The organism is Demequina sp. NBRC 110051 (genome assembly GCF_002090055.1).
GTDB lineage: Bacteria > Actinomycetota > Actinomycetes > Actinomycetales > Demequinaceae > Demequina.
In genome coordinates this window covers 1-19,121 of sequence record NZ_BBRH01000008.1, presented here as the reverse complement: position 1 = coordinate 19,121, position 19,121 = coordinate 1, and the positions used below count along the sequence as shown (strand labels likewise).

19 protein-coding genes and 1 pseudogene are annotated in these 19,121 nt (G+C 69.3%); 8 read left to right on the top strand and 12 right to left on the bottom strand.

The genetic code is table 11. The features are described from left to right. Window positions 1-134 precede the first annotated feature (134 nt). Window positions 135-521 carry a VOC family protein gene (locus tag B7K20_RS02795; protein WP_084100112.1) on the top strand — a complete coding sequence of 129 codons (387 nt, stop codon included), beginning with the start codon at window positions 135-137 and terminating at the stop codon, window positions 519-521. Here the strand turns inward: B7K20_RS02795 and B7K20_RS02790 are convergent. From B7K20_RS02790 to B7K20_RS02780, 3 genes are all read right to left on the bottom strand, one after another. After that, window positions 502-1,344 carry a hypothetical protein gene (locus B7K20_RS02790; protein WP_084100110.1) on the bottom strand — a complete coding sequence of 281 codons (843 nt, stop codon included), beginning with the start codon at window positions 1,342-1,344 and terminating at the stop codon, window positions 502-504. The two genes, B7K20_RS02795 and B7K20_RS02790, sit on opposite strands and share 20 nt — an antisense overlap. Beyond that, window positions 1,341-1,883 carry a SigE family RNA polymerase sigma factor gene (locus B7K20_RS02785; RefSeq protein ID WP_084100108.1) on the bottom strand — a complete coding sequence of 181 codons (543 nt, stop codon included), beginning with the start codon at window positions 1,881-1,883 and terminating at the stop codon, window positions 1,341-1,343. Before B7K20_RS02785 ends, B7K20_RS02790 begins: the two co-directional genes overlap by 4 nt. A 75-nt stretch (window positions 1,884-1,958) precedes the next feature. Beyond that, window positions 1,959-2,849: a hypothetical protein gene (locus B7K20_RS02780; RefSeq protein WP_084100106.1), complete on the bottom strand. Its 891-nt coding sequence runs from the start codon at window positions 2,847-2,849 to the stop codon at window positions 1,959-1,961. Window positions 2,850-3,177: 328 nt separating this feature from the next. On the opposite strand from B7K20_RS02780, the gene B7K20_RS02775 reads away from it, so the two are divergent. Continuing rightward, window positions 3,178-4,950: an MFS transporter gene (locus B7K20_RS02775; RefSeq protein ID WP_084100104.1), complete on the top strand. Its 1,773-nt coding sequence runs from the start codon at window positions 3,178-3,180 to the stop codon at window positions 4,948-4,950. A 75-nt stretch (window positions 4,951-5,025) separates the two neighbouring features. On the opposite strand, the gene B7K20_RS02770 is transcribed toward B7K20_RS02775, so the two are convergent. The 4 genes from B7K20_RS02770 to B7K20_RS02755 all read right to left on the bottom strand — a co-directional run bounded on the left by B7K20_RS02770 (window position 5,026) and on the right by B7K20_RS02755 (window position 8,051). After that, the gene (locus B7K20_RS02770) at window positions 5,026-5,574 is read right to left on the bottom strand and encodes a helix-turn-helix domain-containing protein (RefSeq protein ID WP_084100102.1); all 549 of its coding nucleotides are present in this window, start codon (window positions 5,572-5,574) and stop codon (window positions 5,026-5,028) included. Between the two features lie 65 nt (window positions 5,575-5,639). Next, a complete protein-coding gene (locus B7K20_RS02765; RefSeq protein ID WP_084100100.1) occupies window positions 5,640-6,131 on the bottom strand; it encodes an isoprenylcysteine carboxylmethyltransferase family protein in 492 nt (163 codons plus the stop codon). Then, on the bottom strand, window positions 6,124-7,176 hold the full coding sequence (locus tag B7K20_RS02760) for a 1-acyl-sn-glycerol-3-phosphate acyltransferase (protein ID WP_234985686.1): 1,053 nt from the start codon (window positions 7,174-7,176) through the stop codon (window positions 6,124-6,126). Before B7K20_RS02760 ends, B7K20_RS02765 begins: the two co-directional genes overlap by 8 nt. A 41-nt stretch (window positions 7,177-7,217) precedes the next feature. Beyond that, window positions 7,218-8,051, bottom strand: a complete 834-nt coding sequence (locus tag B7K20_RS02755) for a patatin-like phospholipase family protein (RefSeq protein WP_084100098.1) — start codon at window positions 8,049-8,051, stop codon at window positions 7,218-7,220. 68 nt (window positions 8,052-8,119) lie between these two features. Here B7K20_RS02755 and B7K20_RS02750 point away from each other — a divergent pair, with 68 nt between their 5' ends. The 5 genes from B7K20_RS02750 to B7K20_RS02735 all read left to right on the top strand — a co-directional run bounded on the left by B7K20_RS02750 (window position 8,120) and on the right by B7K20_RS02735 (window position 12,430). Beyond that, window positions 8,120-9,826, top strand: a complete 1,707-nt coding sequence (locus tag B7K20_RS02750) for a cytochrome c biogenesis protein CcdA (RefSeq protein WP_084100095.1) — start codon at window positions 8,120-8,122, stop codon at window positions 9,824-9,826. Between the two features lie 95 nt (window positions 9,827-9,921). Next, window positions 9,922-10,083, top strand: a complete 162-nt coding sequence (locus B7K20_RS13035) for a hypothetical protein (RefSeq protein WP_159449303.1) — start codon at window positions 9,922-9,924, stop codon at window positions 10,081-10,083. 247 nt (window positions 10,084-10,330) lie between these two features. Beyond that, the gene (locus B7K20_RS02745) at window positions 10,331-10,972 is read left to right on the top strand and encodes a sigma-70 family RNA polymerase sigma factor (RefSeq protein WP_234985685.1); all 642 of its coding nucleotides are present in this window, start codon (window positions 10,331-10,333) and stop codon (window positions 10,970-10,972) included. Then, window positions 10,969-11,745 (top strand): anti-sigma factor, encoded by a 777-nt coding sequence (locus B7K20_RS02740; RefSeq protein ID WP_084100093.1) that lies wholly within the window; start codon window positions 10,969-10,971, stop codon window positions 11,743-11,745. The genes B7K20_RS02745 and B7K20_RS02740 overlap by 4 nt, the downstream gene beginning before the upstream one ends. 85 nt (window positions 11,746-11,830) lie before the next feature. After that, window positions 11,831-12,430, top strand: coding sequence for a dienelactone hydrolase family protein (locus tag B7K20_RS02735; protein ID WP_084100091.1), 600 nt, complete (start codon window positions 11,831-11,833; stop codon window positions 12,428-12,430). A 647-nt stretch (window positions 12,431-13,077) separates the two neighbouring features. Here B7K20_RS02735 and B7K20_RS02730 read toward each other — a convergent pair. From B7K20_RS02730 to B7K20_RS02720, 3 genes are read right to left on the bottom strand one after another with little or no spacing between them, the layout of a single operon-like run. Further along, the gene (locus B7K20_RS02730) at window positions 13,078-13,791 is read right to left on the bottom strand and encodes a DUF6226 family protein (RefSeq protein ID WP_084100089.1); all 714 of its coding nucleotides are present in this window, start codon (window positions 13,789-13,791) and stop codon (window positions 13,078-13,080) included. 10 nt (window positions 13,792-13,801) lie between these two features. Next, window positions 13,802-14,281, bottom strand: a complete 480-nt coding sequence (locus tag B7K20_RS02725) for an aminoacyl-tRNA deacylase (protein WP_084100087.1) — start codon at window positions 14,279-14,281, stop codon at window positions 13,802-13,804. Window positions 14,282-14,296: 15 nt separating this feature from the next. After that, window positions 14,297-14,698, bottom strand: coding sequence for a hypothetical protein (locus B7K20_RS02720; protein ID WP_144018504.1), 402 nt, complete (start codon window positions 14,696-14,698; stop codon window positions 14,297-14,299). Between the two features lie 513 nt (window positions 14,699-15,211). Here B7K20_RS02720 and B7K20_RS02715 point away from each other — a divergent pair. Beyond that, window positions 15,212-15,943: an alpha/beta fold hydrolase gene (locus B7K20_RS02715; RefSeq protein WP_159449302.1), complete on the top strand. Its 732-nt coding sequence runs from the start codon at window positions 15,212-15,214 to the stop codon at window positions 15,941-15,943. A gap of 9 nt (window positions 15,944-15,952) precedes the next feature. Here B7K20_RS02715 and B7K20_RS13220 read toward each other — a convergent pair whose 3' ends face one another. Continuing rightward, the gene (locus B7K20_RS13220; protein ID WP_084100081.1) at window positions 15,953-17,287 is read right to left on the bottom strand and encodes a DUF2130 domain-containing protein; all 1,335 of its coding nucleotides are present in this window, start codon (window positions 17,285-17,287) and stop codon (window positions 15,953-15,955) included. 523 nt (window positions 17,288-17,810) lie between these two features. Further along, window positions 17,811-18,905 (bottom strand): annotated as a pseudogene (locus tag B7K20_RS13425) (DUF222 domain-containing protein); the annotation flags it as partial. Between the last annotated feature and the right edge of the window lie 216 nt (window positions 18,906-19,121).

The following is a 19,121-nucleotide window of genomic DNA, read 5'->3' as shown; positions in this document are numbered from 1 at the left end:
AGGGATCGCTCCCGTTCTTCCGCAAGCTCACCGGTGATGGCCGGGTCGACGCTGGTGCGACCAGTGTACGGGACGCTCGGCGTGCGGCGCGAGGACCCCGGGGTGACACTGGCGAGAGGACAAAGGAGTTCCCCATGCTGACCGACAGCCCCGCAGTTGCCACCTTTTCCGTCGACTCGGCGGCCACGGCCGCCGAGTTCTATCGAGACGTCCTGGGATTGGACGTGCGCCTGGACGATGAACCGGGGCCGATGCTCCACGTCGCCTTCGCAGGCGGCGGCCGGGCGATGATCTACGAGAAGGAGGGTCACCAGGCAGCGAGCCACACGGTGCTGATGTTCCCCGTGGACGACGTGGTCGCCACCGCCGGGGAGCTGGTGCAGCGCGGCGTGGTGCTTGAGCGGCTCGAGTGGTGCGATCCGGACGGCATCGCGCGCGATCCGGACGGGGCCATGCCGGACATGGCCTGGTTCAAGGACCCCGCCGGCAACTGGCTACACCTCATCGGTCCCACGCCGTGAAGTAGGACGTGATCACGGGCGCGACCTCATCGGCGCCGCCGGGCTCCGCGATGACCGTGAGCATGCGCCCTTGCTGGACGTGGACCCACAGGCGCCATGGGTCGGTGCCGTCGCGAGAGATGTCGACGCGCATGCCGCCACCTGCCACGGCACTGAACGCGACGTCCTCCTCGACGTTCACCACAGCCGCGCCGCCCACCGCCTGACGGCACATCTGCGCGGCCTCGACCATGAGCGCGAGGTAGGCCGCGGCGCCCGCGCGGCGCGTGAACTCCGCCTCGTAAACCCCCACGTCGCCCAGCCCGTGGAACCCTCCCAGTCGCTGCGACGAGAGGGGAGCCTCGGGAAGCGGGGCCTCAGCCGCATCGGCGAGCATCTGGAAGCGGGCGAAGGCATCGAGAACCTGGCACGTGGTGAGGGCGTCTCCCGTGACGTCGGCGCCCACCAACACGGCCTCGTCGGGACCCTCGGGAACGAAGAACGCGTCGAGCGGTCGGCCGCTCACGCGCCAGGCATCGGCGGCTGAGTCCTCGGGCAACTCTGTCCATCCGGTTCCTGTCGGCGTGAGTGACGTACCCGAGGGGGACGCCGCAGGGGTGGCGTCGCGACGGTCGGTGACCACGGCATCGGCCGCGACAAACCCCAGCGCGACAGACGCGGCGACGGCAGCGACGCCGCTGGCCTGTGCCGTACGCCTCAGGGCCCGCCGGGGAGCAACAGCGCGCTCGTACAGCAGCACATCGTCGTCGGGATGCGTCCGGGCAAAGCGCTCCGACTCACGCTCGGCCACCTCCGCGAGGAGGCGCCTCAACTCTGCACTCATCGCGCACCTCCCTTCACCAGCACCACCGACTGAGGTGTCGGCTCGGGGCCCGGATCAATGTCTCCCAACTCGCCCCGCATATGCACCATCGCGTCGTGGACGTAGCGCTTGACCGAGCCCTCGGACAGGCCCAGGCGCTCGGCCGTCTCCGCGGTGGAGAGGTCCTCGAAGTACCGCAGCACCACGCAGGCGCGCTGGCGCGGCGCGAGGCCGTTGAGCGCGCAGACCACCACGTCGTGGTCCCCTGCCGCGTCGTCGGGTGGCGCGACATCGGGCACCACCAGGAGGTGCTGCTTGGCCAGAGCCCGCGAGCGCGAGCGCCGATTGTTGAGAAAGAGCGTGAGGATGGCGCGCCGCACGTAACCCTCGGCCGCGCCCACGTTCTCGAGCCGACGTGCACGGGAAAACGTGCGGATGATGGCGTCATGGACCAGGTCCTCGGCGAGTGGGCGGTCACCGGCGAGCAGGTAGGCGTACCCGACGAGCGCGCTGCGTCGCTGCCGGATCAGCTCCTCCAGGACTCCATGCCAAGCGCTCATGATGAGCGACCCTCCCGCCGGCGGCTGCCGGTCCTCGTGTCCATTGTGCTCGCCCTGATGTGGCTATGCAGGGCGTCAGTGCCCGGACGTGTGGTCGACGAAGGCTGCGATGACGTCCGCTGCCAGGTCTTCGTGGCCGTCGACCTCGGCCATGAAGAGGCGCACCGCGTAGCGACCCGTGACGTGGACATAGGAGACGCTCGCGACGGTGTCTACGTCGATTGGGGCGCCGTCGGGGCCCTCCTCCCACGACACGTCGACGGGGACGGTGATCCGCGTGGTCGGCAGCTCCACGCCTGGAAGATCGACCATCGCGACCTCCAGACCTTCGCGCCGGAAGCCGAAGTCGTGCGCCGGATACGCCACCGTGTACGTGTCGCAGTCGGCAGCCAGAGGCTCCGCCACGGTCGCCGCCGCGAGCCGCGGATCGCCGAAGATTCGCGTGATCACGTGGATATGTGGCCCCTCGACGTCGTCCCCTGCGACGGGCGACTCCTCAGCAGTGACGTAGAGCCCGTCCGGCTGAACAAGGTCGCGGGCGGCGTCGGTGAGGTCGACGTCGGTGGCCAACTCGATGGCGTGCTCGACGCTCCGACACGCGCCCGGGGTCACCTCCGCCCCCGCAGCGAACCAGTAGCTGTAGACCGTGTCATACGGAGGCGCGCCGCGCTGCTCCTCGAGAACAAATCCGGGAATCTCCGGCGAGAACGACGCGATGAGGTCGCGCATCTCTGGCACGTCCGCCGGGCTGATCAGGCCGTCCTGAGCGGCGACCTCTCCCCCGCCTGGACTGAGCGAGCCATCGCCCGGAGCCATCGGCGTCACGGTGGCTTCGGGGCTGGGCAGCGCCGCGGCCGAGGCGGGCCCCGGTTTGTCCTCGGGGTCCCCTGTGCATCCGGCGGCAACGACGACGCCGGCGACGGCCGCGAGAACGGCGGGACGACGGGGGACGTGAGGTGTGCGCATGATGTTCCCTCCCGGACAGCACAGCGCGTGGGCACTGCCTCAACACCGCAGCAGCCGCAAGGGTTGGGGCGCCCCTCGCAGACGGTGTGAACCGGATTCACCCGCGCCACGCCGGTGAGAGGGGCCGATGACCTGGTCACCCCCGCGCATCGTTCTCGATTCCGGTTGACACTGTCCGACGCGGAGGGCAGGGAGGTCCGGGATCTTTGCCGTCGCAGGAACATCTCGACGTGCGCCATAGTTGGCTCAGGGGAACGTTTCTCTCGACACCCGGGCCGCTCCGTCGCGCCTGGTGAGAGGTGTAGTCGGTCGGTAGGAAGGAGGCCTCGTGAGCGACGCTCGCGCCCCGCAGGATGGGACGCCGGAAGAGCCGGACACCACGGCGGACACCTACGAACCGCCGGCCGATGCGCTGACGATGACGCTTGACCTGCCCCTCCTGGGCGAGGAGGAGGCCTGGGCCGAGGAGCACGGCGGCGGCACGTGGTCGTTTGCGACGCCCGACGAGGGGGACGGGACCGACCAGGACGCTGGCATCGACGAGGGCGACCGCACCGAGGAGGAACCCACCGGCGAGGCCGCGGAGGCCGACACCCACGCTGCTGAGTTCGCCGAGGACATGTGGGCCCCGGTCCCCGTGGTCGATCCCGAGCCCACGACGTTCTCCCTGCCGGTGCTCGGCGGATCGCCCGAGGCCGTCGTCCTTGACGAGCCCCTTGCCACGGAGCGCGACGAGGCTGCGCTGTCGCTCACACCCCAGCGCGCGCGGATCGGCCTGGCGGTGCTTGCCTTCGGCGCGTTCGCGGCGGGCGTCAACGAGGGAGCCGTCGTCGCCCTCACGCCTGCCATCGCATCGGGACTGGGGGTATCCGTCGCGACGGTCGGCCTCCTCGCGACGGCCTTCGCGCTCACCGTCGTTGCGGCCGCGGTGCCGCTGACGCTCGCGACCAAGCGGGTGAGCCGCCGCGTGGCCCTGACGGCCGCGTTCGCGGTGTGGACGGCGGGAGTCGGTGTCGCGGCCGCGGCACCCACGATCGAGGTGTTGGCCGTGGGCCGTGTGCTGTCCGCCGGCGCGCACGCGCTGTTCTGGGCCATGGTGGCGCCGACGGCCGCAAGCCTCTTCGCGCCCCACCTGCGCGCGCGCTCCGTCACCGGCATCATGCTGGGCTCTGCGGCCGCGGGCGTGTTCGGCACCCCCGTGGTCACTGTCATGGGCGCCCAGATCGGGTGGCGTATGCCCTTCGTCGCCCTCGCGGTGACCGGTCTGGTCGTGACCGTCGCGCTCGCCCTGTCGCTGCCTGCCTCGCGCGGGTCGACCAGCGGGCCGGCCGTGCTCGGTGACCTCCCCAACCGCGGCGCCTTCATTCGCGTGCTCGCCGTCGCCTTCCTCGTCTCGGTGTCCATGACCACCACCTGGACCTATGTGGTGCCGTACTACACCGGGGTCTCGGGCCTCCCGTCTGGCATGGTGCCCGTGCTGTTCGCCATCGGCGGCCTGCTCGCCGTGGGCGCTACGCTCGCGATCGGCCCGTTCCTCGCGCGCCACGCGGTGCGCACGGTAGCCGTCGGTAGCGCGGCGCTCGCGCTGTCCTGGGTGGTGCTGGCGCTCGCCCAGCCGTGGTCCGCAATCGCCGCGCAGGCGCTGCTGTCCTCGGGATGGGCGGTGCTCGTCGCCGCCCTGCTCAATTGGGCCATGCGCCACGCCCCCATGCGCACGGACCTCGCCGGCGGCGTGTACACGTCGACGGCCAACGCGGGCTCCGCACTGGGTCCCCTGCTGGGCGCCTGGGTGGTCGCGACGTTCTCCACGGCCGTGCTGCCGTGGTTCTCGCTGCTGCTGACCGCAGTCGCGGGCGTGGTGGTCGCCACCGTGGACCGGCGCACGCTCGTCATGCTGTCGGTGCCGCGTCACATTCGCATGGCGCGCATGAGCATGTACGAGGTGCAGCAGCGCCGCCGCGAGTGGCGCCTGCGCCAGCGCGAGCTGTCCGATGCCGACCGTCAAGAGGCCGCCGCGCACCGGCATGAGGCCGAGGAGCGCTGGCGTCAGGCCGCGAGCCAGTCGCCCGTGCCGCTCGACCGCGCGCTGTTCATGCGTTAAACCGGCCGATGCCGTGGTGGGCTCGCGTACGTGAGCCCGAGCCGCCGGGCCGGTTGCGCGGCGGTGACGCGCCGGCTACACGCCGCGTTCGGTCGCCACGTCAGGGACGACCGCGACGTTGATAGCGACCGGCGCCGTGCCATCGCGCCGCGGCCTGTCTTCATACTTTGCGAAGATCGCGCCGAGCTCCTCCGCGAGGTCCCCGCGCTCCTCCGCGGTCAACCAGCTCACGCCGTGACGCACCGAGAAGCGGGACTTCTTCCACTCGTCACCGTCGTGGGTGCCCACATAACGGGTGGTCGTGGAGACGATCTGATCGGCGAAGGCCTGCATGGTGGCGAGGAACTCCTCGGCCGTGCCGGAGGTGAACTCCTCCTGCGTCATGATGCTCTCGCGCGGCACGGCGCGGTACGTGCGCTCCATGGCCCCACCCCGGCGCTCGGAGCTCACCACCTCGATCACGCCCGCGTCGTGAAGCTGCGAGATGGCGCGGTACAGGGACGCCTGCGGGACCTCGGGCATGATCTTCTGCAGATCACGCGTGGTGAGCTCCTCGCCGCTGAGGGCAATGACCACGCGCATGCGTACTGGGTGGAGCAAGAGTCGCGCGCGGTCCGTTCCCATGGCGACACTCTACCGGCGACATACGAGGCCTGTCGGTCATTTCGGACACGTGGTCGGGGAGCTCGTTAGCCCCTCCCCAGCCACGGAATGAACTTCCCCGTGCGCGACGCGTACGCACCGTACCCCGGGTAGGCCACGCGCAGGTAGCGCTCCTCGGCGCGCGTCTTGATCTCGAAGAACACCACCAGGGCCACCACGGAGAGATAGCAGGTCCACTTGCCCGCCCCCACCGCCACGCCCAGGCAGATCACCACCAGGGCCGTGTACATGGGGTGACGAACCAAGCGGTACAGCCCCGAGCCCACGAGGCCCACGCCGTTGGGCACCGGCGACGGCGTCAGCGAACCACCGAGCGAGCGCCCGGTCCACAGCACGCCCGCGGATCCCAGCAGCACGAGCACCAGCGAGCCCCACAGCGACTGCGGGAACTCCGGCCCGGGCGACGGCAGCAGCGCGGTCGCCGCAACAGCGAGGAACATCAGCCCTTGGACGGCGACCATGCCCCAGCGCCCCTCACGCACGAACGTGCGGGCGCGCCCCAGCAACGACTCAGCCACGCGACTCACCCCCGGAGCGCGCCTCCCGGGTCAGCCGCGAGCGCCGCGGCGCGAGCGGCTCGGCGTGATACTCGTCGATCCAGTCGTCCACGCGCTCCCACCAGTCATACAGCCACGCCTCGCGCGCCTCGCGGCCCACGGGGATCTCGTCGGGCAAGGCGGTCCAGCCCTGAAGCGTGATCACCTTGTCGACGGGCAACTCGCGCCACACGTCCGCGACCGTCGAGAGCTTCTCAAGACCTGTGTGAGCCACGACCATCACGGCGGCCTCGGGGCACGCCTCAATCGCCGCGAGCACGCCGCCGGGGTGCGGCGGCATCACGTGGGGCATGGACTCGGCCCGGTCCGCGAGCGCGTCGCGGCCCGCGGCGCGCAGTTGGGCGATGCGCTTGGCACGGCGCCCGGGAGTCGCGTTGGCGCCCTCGGGGAAGATCAGCAGCGCGTCCTCGGCCTCCAGGTCACGCGCCATCGCGGCGATGGACAGCGCGCCGCCCGGCGCGCCCTTCTTGCGCGAACTACGTGGTGCCACAAACCGGGTCGGCACGCGGTTGAGCAGCACGTCGACGGCCGGGTCCCACTGCAGGGTGTCCTTGAGGACGATCGCGGGCTCGCGGCGGAACCGGTTAATGAGCGACTCGACGATGATGAATGAGTCGCCCGGCCCCGCGTGGCGCGACACCACGATGAGCGGCCGGCCCACGGCCACCGCATCCACGTCCCACGCCGAGGTGTCGATTTCCAGGCGCAGCGTCCACTTTGCGGCACGGAACAGCGAGCGCAGCATGGTGCCTGCGAGCGCATAGTGCTGGCGCTGGAACCACGGCGAGTTGACTCTCCACCCGAACCCGGAGATCAGCCACAGCCCCAGCATCCACACCAGCGCGACCGCGTCCCACAGCAGGTACAGCCCCGCCATGAAGATCACGCGCAGGATGCGCACGTGACCGGGCAGCGCCCACGCGACCACGCCCGCGACGACCACCACGAGCCACACCGTCATGGGCAGCCACACGAACGCCAGCAGCACGATGGCGGGGGCGATCACGCAGCGACGCACCCAGACGGGCGGAAGCCTCCAGTAGCGTCTCACCCGCGCGTCACCCCTGCTTCCTCGAGGTACGCGGCTGTCGCCGCGTGGGCCGCGTCCATGCGCGCTCCCACCGTATCGAGCCGCCTGAACGCGCCCAGCTTCTCGTCGCCCTCCTGCGCCCCGCCATAGGGCAAGACGTGGATACGGATGCCCCCAGGGACATCGGCCATATCCCTCGCGAACCGGTGGCGCCGGGAGATCTCGAACGCGATCTTGGCCACGTCGGAGGGCTTCTGAGGCGCGCTCAGCGGCTCCTCGATGCGCCCCACCTGCAGCACGAATACCTCGTCGGCGCCGCGCCGGATCGCCTCGCCCAGCGGGATCGAGTTCACGATGCCGCCGTCGATGTAGTGCTCGCCGTCGATCACCGTGGGCGGCAGCGCGGCGGGCACGGAGGCGGACGCCAACACCGCATCGACCACCGGACCGGTGTCGAACCACGTCTCGGCCGCCCGCTCGATGGACGCCGCGCACACCGCGAACGGCACCGCGAGGTCCTCGAACCGCGAGTCTTCCCCCACCAGGTCCACGATCATGTCGCGCAGCGGGGCAGGATTGTTGAGGTGAGTGCGTGACTTAGCGAGGCGGCGGATCTGCCGCGGCCACCATTCGCCGTAGATGGCCGATGCCGTGGGCGAGTTCCACGCCCGCTCCAGCGTCGCGATCACCGTGGGGCTCGGGTCGTGCGCGACCGCCGCGCCGTTGAGGGCACCGATGCTCGTGCCGACGATGAGGTCCGGCGCCACCCCCGCCTCGAACAGCGCGCGCAGCATGCCCACCTCGGTGGCGCCACGCACCCCGCCGCCGCCCAGGACGAAACCGACCGTCATGAAGCCAGGCTAGCGGGGAGGCCTGACACGAAACCCAACCACGGCATCGGCCGCCACGAATCCCTCGCATGATCACGCTGATTGCCGTCGGGCTCGTGTCGGGCATCATCACGGCCCTCAGCCCGTGTGTCCTGCCGGTGCTGCCCGCGATCCTCACGTCCTCGATCCAGGACGGGGCTCGCTCGCGCCGGCGGCCGCTCGTGGTGGTCGGCGGGCTCGTGACGAGTTTCGCGTTCTTCACGCTGTTGGGCGGAATCCTGCTGTCCTCGCTCGGGCTGCCCGATGCGCTGCTGAGGTGGACCGGAATCATCGTCCTTGCCGTGGTGGGCCTTGGCCTCGCCATCGAGCCGTTGGGCGAACTGTTGCAGCGCCCCTTCGAGCGCATCCGCCCGCTGCAACTGAACCGCGGCGGCAACGGCTTCGTCATGGGCCTCGCGCTGGGACTCGTCTTTGTGCCGTGCGCGGGTCCCATCCTCGCGTCCATCACGGTGCTCGCGGCGACCAACGGGCTGTCGTGGGGCCTGGTGGGGCTGACGCTCGCGTTCTCGATGGGCATCGCGATCCCACTGCTGGGGTTCGGCCTCGCGGGTCAGGCGATGGGCGCCCGTATCCGGTGGGTGCGAGAGCACCTGAGGGCCATCCGGGTGGGTTCCGGCGTGGTGCTCGTCGCGACTGCCCTGGTGATCGCCACCAACGTCGCCGAGCCGCTCCAGCGCTGGGTACCAGGGGTGTTGGCCGATGCGCAGAGCGCGATCGAGGACAACGACACCGTGCGCTCGGAGTTGGACGACCTCACCGGGCGCTCGGAGACGGCCGATGCCGTGGCAGGCTCTCCGGACGCACTCACCTTTGACGAGTGCGAGGCCGGGGACCCCGGTGTGCTGCAGAACTGCGGGCCGGCGCGCGACCTGGTCGGCATCCAGGAGTGGCTCAATACGGCGGACGGTGAGGCACTGTCGCTCGAGGAGCTCGACGGACCCGTGCTGATCGATTTCTGGACCTACTCGTGCATCAACTGCCAGCGCACGTTCCCATACCTCACCGCGTGGGACGAGAAGTATCGCGACGCGGGGCTCACCATCATCGGCGTCCACTCCCCCGAGTTCGCGTTCGAGAAGGACGTGGCGAATGTCGCCGACGCCGCGTCGCGGTATGAGATCGACTACCCCATCGCGATCGACAACGACTTCGAGACGTGGCGCGAGTGGAGCCAGCGGTTCTGGCCGGCTCACTACCTGATCGACGCGGACGGCACGGTGCGCCAGGTGCACTACGGGGAGGGCGCCTACGAGGAGACGGAGCGCCTCATCCAGGAGCTGCTGGGCATGAGCGGCGGCGACACCGTGGAAGCAGATGCTGGCAATCACACTCAGGGGCGCACGCAGGAGACGTACCTGGGTTACGGCCGGCTGCAATACGCCGACAACGCCGGGCAGGTGGTCGAGGACGAGCCGACCACCTACGGCCACGACGCCGTCCCCCAGCCCGACCACTTCGCTTATGTGGGGCCGTGGACCGTCACCGAGGAGTACGCCGAGGCCGCCGGCGAGGGCTCCATGCTCATGCTGAATTTCTACGCCGCTGACGTGCACCTCGTGATGGCGGGCGAGGGCGAGGTGCGCGTGACGCTGCAGGGCGACCCGGATTACGAGCGGGTGGTCGAGGTGGACGGCACGTCGGACCTGTACGACCTGTACGAAGGCGCGCCCGTGGACGACATCATGACCCTCGAGTTCACGCCGGGCGTGCAGGCCTTCGCGTTCACGTTCGGGTAGGCCAAGCCGATGCGTCTGTGAAGTATCTGAGTGTGCGTCGCCCGTTGACCAGGCGACGGGCCAAGGCGGCCCGTGACCTGAAGGAGGAACCGACGATGGATCTTCGTAAGGCAGCAATTCCCGCCGCCATCTTGCTAGGCGGGTCGTTCCTGGCCGCGTGTGGCGACACCACCGCCGAGGACCCGAGCGCCCCGTCAGAAGAGATGGAGTCGACGATGGACCCAGGCATGGAGTCAACCATGGAGCCCACGGGATAGGGCACCGCGCGAGACCTGTGTGACGAGGGCGGCCGGCACATCGGCCGCCCTCGTGGCATGTCTGGAACCGCTCCTCGGAACGATGCCCCGCTCGACCCATCCGCGTCTCCACCGGCGCCGAACAGCAGGTGTCAGGCCGCCCCAGGCGGCGTCGCTGCGAGGAAGGAGTCACGATGACCCCCACGCCCACACGATGGTGCAGGATGATGACGCGCACCACCACCCTGGTGCCGTGGAGGGAGAACTCGTGACGGACGGACAGGAGGACGGCATGGACAGGCATCTGCGTGCCGTGCCCCCGACCTTGCGCCCGGGCCCCGCGCCCGAGGACGACCCGGGGGTGCGCATGACGACACTCCTGGAACAGACCGCTTTGGGCGACGGTGCCGCCTACGAGGAGCTTTACAGCCTCGTCGCCGGCTCCGTCTTCGGTCTCGCGCTGCGCATTGTGCGCGACCGCGACATGGCGGAAGACGTCGCCCAGGAGGCACTCGTGGAGGTGTGGCGCCGCGCCGCACGCTTCGACCGTGAGGCCGGTAGCGCGCGATCGTGGATCCTCACCATCGCCCACCGCCGGGCCGTGGACCGGGTCCGGTCCGAGCAGGCCCACACCAACCGCCTTCACGCGCACGCCGTGCCTGTCGAGATCGACCATGACGGAGCCGAGGACGTGGTGGACACCATGCACGGCGAATGGCAGGCCGCTCGCGTCAAGGCCGGGCTGCAACAGCTGACCGAGCGACAGCGAGAAGCGCTCGACCTGTGTTTCTACAAAGGCTTCACGCACCGAGAGGCGGCGCAGGCGCTGGACATACCGTTGGGCACATGTAAGGCCCGCATACGAGACGGACTCATCAAACTACGCGACGCATTGGGGGTCGAGCGATGAACGAGAACCTGCACACGCTAGCGGCTCCCTACGCCGTGGACGCGCTCGTCACCGACGAGCGCCGCGCCTTCGAGGCGCACCTCGACGAGTGTGCCGACTGCCGCGACGAGGTCGCCTCGCTTGCCCTGGCGACGGAGGCCTTGGCCGACTCCCACACCGCGACTCCTCCCCCGTCTCTGCGCGCACGGGTGATGGATGAGGTGTCAAGGACCGCACAGTTGCCGCCGCTGCTCGATGAAGCGCCGCGCGCGGGCACCAAGCCCGCCAGCGGCGACGCCGACGTGCTTTCCTTCTCCCCTGCCACGAGGCGTCGTCGCTGGTGGATCGCCGCTCCTGTGGCGGCCGCCGTGGTGGCTGTGCTGGCCGTTGGCGGGGTCATGGTGGCCGATGCCCGTGCCGAGCGCACGGCCCAGCTCGCCATGGAGAAGGACGTCATGACGGTCGCCTCGTCGGAGGACATGGAAGCCATCTCTCTCGGGCTCGGAAGCGGCAAGGTCATGGTGAGCCACGAGATGAACTCGGTGGCGCTCATGGGCACCGACGCGGGACTGCCCGAGGACGGCAAGGAGTACCAGCTGTGGCTGGTCATGGATGACGGCACCATCGATGCCGGCCCCACCTTTACCCCCCGCGAGGACGGCGTCTACATGTCGGTCTCCGAGGTCGACGTGGCGCACATGGCCGCGGTCGCCCTCACCGAGGAGCCGGCGGGTGGATCGGAGGCTCCCACGATGGAACCCTTCGCGGTGACGGAGATGCCCACGGAGGCCTGATCTCACCCACGGTCGTGGTCGATATCCCACGCGAGCGGCGCCCTTTCGACGTGCGAAGGGGCGCCGCTGGCGCGAGACTGGGCATATGGCGGAGATCCTGCTGTTCCACCACGCGCGCGGCCTCACCGAGGGGCTGTGCGCGTTCGCGGATCGCCTGCGCGCCGACGGGCACACGGTCTACACGCCCGACGCCTACGCCGGACGGGTCTTCGATAACGACGAGGATGGCGTGCGCCACGCCGAGACCATCGGCCATGACGCCGTCGCGCACGTAGGAATGCGCGCGGCGCGCAAACATCCGGCGGCCGATGTCGTGATCGGCTTTTCGCTCGGCACCATGCAGGCGCAGTTGGTCGCCCAGCACCGGCGCGGGATTCGCGGGTGCGTGCTCATGGGTGGAGCCATGCCTCCCGAGCACCTTGGCAGCGCGTGGCCCGCTCACCTACCGCTGCAGATCCACGTCGCCGACCCGGACGACTGGTGCACCACCGACGACGTGGAGACGCTGCGTCGCGGGGCGCCGCACGCGGAGGTGTTCACCTACCCCCACCGGGGCCACCTCTTCGTCGACCCGACACTGGCGGACTACGACGCCGATGCCGCGGACGCGTTCGAGGAGCGCGTGGCGGACTTCCTCGCCCGCATCGATGCGGGCAGGGCGGAACCCGCGCGCGTCACGCTGTAGCCGGCTGCCCCGACACCCATGGCCCACACCTGTCGCATATCGAGCGGACTGTAACCGGTCCCGGTGACACGCCGATAAATCTCGTGTTTCCAGGAGTTTTCAAATCGCCTGTTCACGCACAAAGTGTGACAAATCTCTCGCTAAACCTGGTGAAACCGTGTAGCGTCAGTCGAGTCAAAGGACCACTGAGGGGGCCCCGGTCGTGACACCGGGGCAACGGTAGGTGCATGCCGAAACCTCTCGGCGCGAACGGGGCAGTACTCACGCGAGGGGGCTCAGGGTGAGAACAACGGCGCGTCCATTTTCCGGACAAGCACGCCCCAACAGAGGCCGGAAGACCTCCACCACCGATCGCCAGCAGGCCGTCACGGTGAACCACCCGGGGTTCCTGACCCCAAGCACTTACCGAAGCGGCACCACGAGCCGGCATCGCGCGCGGTATGCCATCGCCAGCGCGGCGCCATCACAGGTCCCTGGAGGCGCAAGCATGCTTCATCACCACTCAGCGGATGAAGCGCGCAAGCGTCAACGGTGCTCTCAGGAGGCCGCCTAGGACCCTAGGGGGGAAAGGGCCGCGGCGCGGGTCACTCGGGGGGAGTGGGCAAGCCCGCGTCGCGGCATCTCCCATCATGGTCTACCACCAGGCACTATGGCGAGACCCACGCACGGAATTTTTCCGAGCCGCGGGCCCTGACCGCGTCCGCCACGCGCCGTCGCACCTCCCGGTTGCGCCGGTTTCCCGGGGTCGTGCGCATCGATGACCCCCAGCCTGGAACGTCGTATCCACGCTGCAGCGCACCATCGCGGACGCGTTCGAACGCGTGTCCCTCGACGACCGCAAAGACACACTCCTCGAGATCGTCCGCAAGGGCTTCGATGCTGTCATCGCACGCATCGCACCCGCACCCTGCCGTCCTGTGGTCGAGCGACTCGCCCGCGAACACCGCACCGCCGGGGAAGCCGTCCTCGGACTCCGTGAAGAGGAAGGCGAGCGCCGCCGCGCCAGGACGAGTCGGCGTGAGCACCGTCACGCGCACCCAGAGCTTCGCCCACGCGGCACGTTCTCGCAGGTGGCGGCGCACCGCTTCGGGAAGCGCCTCCTCGGGCTCGGCCGGATCGACCACGTCGAAGGTCGCGACCTTCACGTCGTAGGTGGACGCGAGGAAGGCCACGATTGCCTCGGTCACAGTGGTGAGGGGCGCGAAGCGTTCTGGATGGGGGCAGATCGAGTAGGCCCACTCGGGCGGGAAGCCGTCGTAGGGCGCGCCCTCCCAGCGGCGGCCGTACGGAATCACCGTGCCAGCATCATCGCGGTACTCCCCAGCATCGATGGCGGGACGCGTGTACCCGGCCGGAGTCACGAGCTCGCCATCAGGTGGGCTCGGTGACATCCACCACCGTCGCGTCGAGCACCTCGACCAGTTGAGCAGGGTGAAGCGACGCCGCGACGCCATGGGCTCCCCCGCCGATCGATACCGGCCCCTCGCGCGACACGATCAGCCGGTCCGCGATAACGGGCCACGCAGTAGTCGCTCCGAACGGCGTGATGGTGCCGCGCTCGTAGCCCGTCACGTCGCGCGCCACGTCCTTGTCCGGCATGGACAGCCGGCTCACGCCCAGGTGCTCGCGCAGCTTGGGCCACGAGATCTGGCGATCGCCGGGGACCAGAACAAACAGGAAGTCGCCGTCGCCGCGGCGCACCACGAGCGTCTTCAGAACCTGGTGCGGATCCAGTCCACGCTCCGCCGCGGCCTCCTCCAGCGAGCGCACGGGACCGTGCGCCGTCACCTCGTAGTCGATGCCCAACGCAGCGAGCGCGCGCAGGGCAGGAGTGTCAGGGACGTCAGTCATTCCTCGAGGCTAGCGTCAGCCGACCGATGCGGGAACGGTCCCGGCCTCGCCGCCGTCGGAGACGATGTCGATAGCGAACCAGGGCGCCACATCCGCCGCCCACCAGCCGCTGAGCGCCTCGGTGGCGGCTCCGATCCATCCGCCGGCGATCGCCACATAGAGCAGCGCGACGAGGCCGCCGATGAGCGCGCCCCTCGCCACCATGGCGGCGATGTCGACGCCGGCCTTCGCGGTGAACGGGGCTGCGGGCGTGTGATGAGCGGCGCCGGCGTGCGCGGGCGCCACGTGGGCGACGGTGTCGATCTCCCCGCTGGGCGGTGCGGCCTCGTCGAGCCAACTCGGGCTCGGGGCGGGCACGGCGGCGCGGTGTGCGGGGCGCGCTCGTAGCGCTGGGAGCGACAACTCTGGGACTGTCACGTTTCCTCCACGGTCTGGGGATTGCGTGCCATCACTGCAACTCTTCCACCATGGCGGGCATTCCTCATCTTGGGTTGCACAATCGTGATGTTCCAACAATGAGAGTGTCGAAATCGGGGCGAATCGGACAACCGCCGATGCCGTGGTTGGCTCGCGCTCTCGCGGTGATCCTCAGGTCGGCACGCCCTCCGCTGGGCGCGGCTCGTTTGGCGCGGCTCGTTGGGCGCGGCTCGTTGGGCGCGGCTCGTTTGGCGCGGCTCGTTGGGCGCGGCTCGTTGGGCGCGGTTCGTTTGGCGCGGCTCATGACGAGGTGGGTCTCATCGGCTCAGGTTCGGTTTTCCGTGCATCGCTCGGGGGCTCCGCTGCCCGGTCCGCCGGGGCATTCAGGCGTAGGTTCGACAGGTGGCAGCGACGGCAAGGTGGAGTGCTGTCGCCACGAAACGTGGCGTCCTCGACGTGCGCCGTCTCGACGCACCCGGGGAAACTGGCGGACATAGGACTCTTCCCCCGCTAGTGGCGATCGGCACCGCGCTCACGCCTGACGAGCTCGCCCCGTCGGCTCAGCGAGCCGCAGCGCTTACGGGTCGTGCCTGTTTCGCCCTCCGTCGTCGTGGATACGGCGCGAGCGATCCGCGTGGCACGCAGGGAACGGAGCACTCTTCCGGGTCGCTCACCGAGGACGCGCTGGATGCCGTCGCCCTCCTCGACACATGCGGCATCGAGCAAGCGGTGATCGCGGGGAGTTCGTACGCGGCCGCGGTAGCGCTACGGATGGGCGCCGGCTTTCCAGAGCGGGTCGCGGGAGTCATCGCCGTGGAGCCGCCTCCCGTGCTGAGTGCGAGCACCGCCGAGTTCCGCGCCGCGAACCGTGCGCTGCTCGTGAGCCGGGACCGCCTGGGAGCCGAGCGCGCCGCGGCAAACTTCCAAGCCGGGCTCGGCGGTGCGGGTTGCCCGCTGCCCGCCTCCCACGCGGAGGCGTTCTTCGCGGCCGACATCCCGGCGCTCCTCGCGGCCCGCTGGACTGATGCGGACAGCACCCGCTTCGCCGCGCCGCTGACCGTGATCTCGGGCGGCGAGACTCACCCGTGGTTCGCCGATGAGGCTGCCGTGCTGGTGGCCACGCTGGTCCATGCGCGCCGCACCGATCACGTCGTCATCCCGGGCGCGGGTCACGATGTCGCCGCGACGTACCCCGAGCAGACCGCGGCCGCGATGGCGAGGGCCGTGGAGCGTGCGAGCGCCTAACGCTGCCGCCTAACGACTCTCCCCCGCCTCGAGCTCGGCGAACTTCGCGGCCATGGTGGGGTTGCCGCGAGTGAGCTTTTTGATGGTGAGGTCCTCGGCCTTGTCGTTGGCCAGGCGCAGGTTGTTCGCGGACTTGTGGAGGGCCTGCTTGGTCTTCTCGAGGTCCTTGATCGCCTCGTCGATGCGCTTGACCGCCTCCTCGAAGCCGTCCGAGGCCAGGCGCCAGTTGCGGCCGAACCTGTCCTTGAAGTCCTCGAGTTCGGACTCGAAGTTGGTGATGTCGATGTTCTGGGCGCGCACCAGTGCGAGCTCTTGCTTGTAGGCCAGCGCGCTTTGGGCGGCATTGCGCAGGAGCGTGATGATGGGAATGAAGAACTGGGGGCGCACCACGTACATCTTCGGGTAGCGATGGGAGACGTCGACAATGCCCGAGTTGTAGAGCTCGCTGTCGGGCTCCAGCAGCGTCACGAGGACCGCGTACTCGCAGCCCTTCTCGCGGCGATCCTTGTCGAGCTCCTTGAAGAAGTCCTCGTTCTTGTGCTTGGTCGCCGTGGTGTCGGACTCGTTCTTCATTTCGAACATGATCGAGACCACCTCGGTGCCCTCGGCATCGGACTCCCGGAAGATGTAGTCGCCCTTGGAGCCCGTCGACGCGTCGTTGTCCTTCTCGAAGTAGGCGTGCTGAAAGGCGGTCGCGCGCAGCTGGTTGAACTGGATCTCACAGTGCTGCTCGAGCGTCTCGCCCACCATCTTGGTCGACAGACGCGCCTTCATATCCTTGAGCCGCTCGATGGCGTCGTCGCGATCCTTGATTTGAATCTCGCGCGAGGCAATCTCGGCGGTGTACTTCTCCTTAAGCGAGGCCTCGGCGTGCGACTTCTCGAGGCCGGCCTTCTCCAGCGCGTGCTTCAGGTCGGCGATCTGCGATTCTTGCGCCGCGACGGCCTTCTGAAGTTCGGCGGTCAGCTTGGCTTCGGCAAGCTCGGCGGCCGATGCCGATGCGGCCTTCGCCTGCGACAGTTCGTTTGCGAGGGAGTCGCGCTCTTTCTCAATCGCCTTGAGCGCCTCGGCGACCGCGAGCTGCTGCTGGGTGCCCGAGGCCTCCAGCTGCGCCTTCAGCTGCTGTATTTCCGTGTCCTTGGCCGACGCGGTCTTCTGCGCTTCCGAGGCGGCCTGCGCCTTGGCGAGGTCGACCGCGGCCTTCTTGTCGGCTTCGGCCAGGTGAAGCCGCTTCTCGAGCTCGGCGTCGAACTCCTTGGTGCGCACCTGGCTCAGGATGTCGGCGTAGCCGGCCTCGTCGACCGTGAATGCCTTGCCACAGTGCGGGCAGGTGATCTCGTGCATGCCTACTCCTCCTCGTTGCCTGCGAGTGTAGGTGGGCGCTCGGCGGAGACGGCCCGGTACCTCCCGCGTGGCGCGGTGCGGGCACGCGTCCCTCCGGTGGCCGGCGACGGCGCGGAGGTGCATGGCTCCGGCGCGCCGTGCGGCGTGGCCCTGCAGAGAACCGACGGCAAGTCGTGAGCTGAGCAGGTTCGTCGAACGGTGCGTGCGGATGCATCGAGCCGATGGCCTCAGCCCCATCGTCGTTCAGGTCGTCGCGGTGCCGCTCGAACGACCCGTCGCCATGGACCTCTTCGACCAAGGTCGCCCCACGGGGCTCGTACTTCACACACGCACAGGTTCCTCCCCGATCTTTCGCCTCTCCCGGATTCACACCTCCCGGCGGGGATTCCTGTTCGAGCGGGTAGGCGTCGAACAGTCTCCTGCCCCCTGGACGCCGTCGTCGCGCCGGATCCACCTCGGCCGGTGGCGTGAACCAGACCTCGCTCGCGGTGGCATCGATGATCCAGCCCGCCCGATGAACATCGTGGTGGCACCGCACGCAGAGCATCACACCGTTGGCCAGGTCGGTGGTTCCACCGCGTGACCAGTGCACGATGTGGTGCGCGTCGCACCAGGACGGCGGAGCACCGCACATGGCGCAGCCACCGTCGCGCTGAACGAGCGCCAGTTTCTGCTCGAAGGTGAAGAGCCGCCGCTTGACGCCCTGGTCGAGCACCTCTGACTTCCCGCCTAGCACCTGCGGGATGACGTCTGCCGCGGCGGCGGCGCGGCGGAGAGCGCCAGCGTCGAGACTCGCAGCGTGTCCGTCGATCTCCGCCCCGCCCCACCCGTCGCGCAGCTCCTCAAGTCCGGTTCGCACCACCAAAGTCACCCCTGCTTTCGGCAAGACCGATACCTCGCAACCGAGGAGGTGACGCGCGAAGTCGCCCATGGCATCGGCCCTCACCTGTTCCGGCGTGCGCTCGTCGACGACGACCGCTTCACCAGCATTGGCCGCCTCCTGCATGCGCTTGCGCAGGCGGAAGTTCTGATTGACCATCGCCTGCATCACGGCGACGAGAGGTGCGCCATTTTCCGGGTCAAGCCGCCCGTTCACGGTGACCATGCCATCGGCCGATTCACCGACCCGGAGAAATCTCCGTTCACGACGCTCCTGCGCGAGGGCCTCGCGGTGTTCGGCATCCAGCCGTTCCTCGGTCCTCGTGATGAGGCCGGCGAGCTTCTCGAGGCGCATGTGGCGCGCAGCGAAGACAAGTTTGCGCTCAGCCTTCGCCAAAGCCGGCGGTGCGACCCGCTGCCGTACCCGCTTCAGCATCCGCGTGATCATGGCCGATGCCTCGACGCTCAACTCTCCCGCGTTCACGGCGCGAGCGACCTCAGGGAAGACCGCCACCGGTTGTTCCGAGGCCGGGTCCACGGCAGGCTCGCCGCGCCCGGCCCGTTCCGCATCGCGAAGCGTCTCGCCCAACTCGATGAGCCGGCTCGACTCGGCAGCCGAGCCGCCGGTCTGAGATGACACGAGCCCGCGCTCGTCACCCTTACCCCGGCCCCGAGCGAGCCCGACCTTGCGTGCCTTCGCTCGCGATCGCACGGCCTGCTCCGCGGCGACAACCGCCATCATGCGGTCCGCGTCCTTGCGCACGGCACCAACCGCCACGGCGAGCGCCACGAGGTCGTCGTCAGTCATCCCGCTCACACCGGCGTGCGTGAGCGACCGGCGCTCGGACAACGCGGAGCGCACCCGCGCATCCCATTCGTCGGAGCCGCGGGCGCGAAAACCGGCTCTCGGAGGAGCCGCCTGCGCCGTGGTTTCGGTCATGACTCCATCACACCA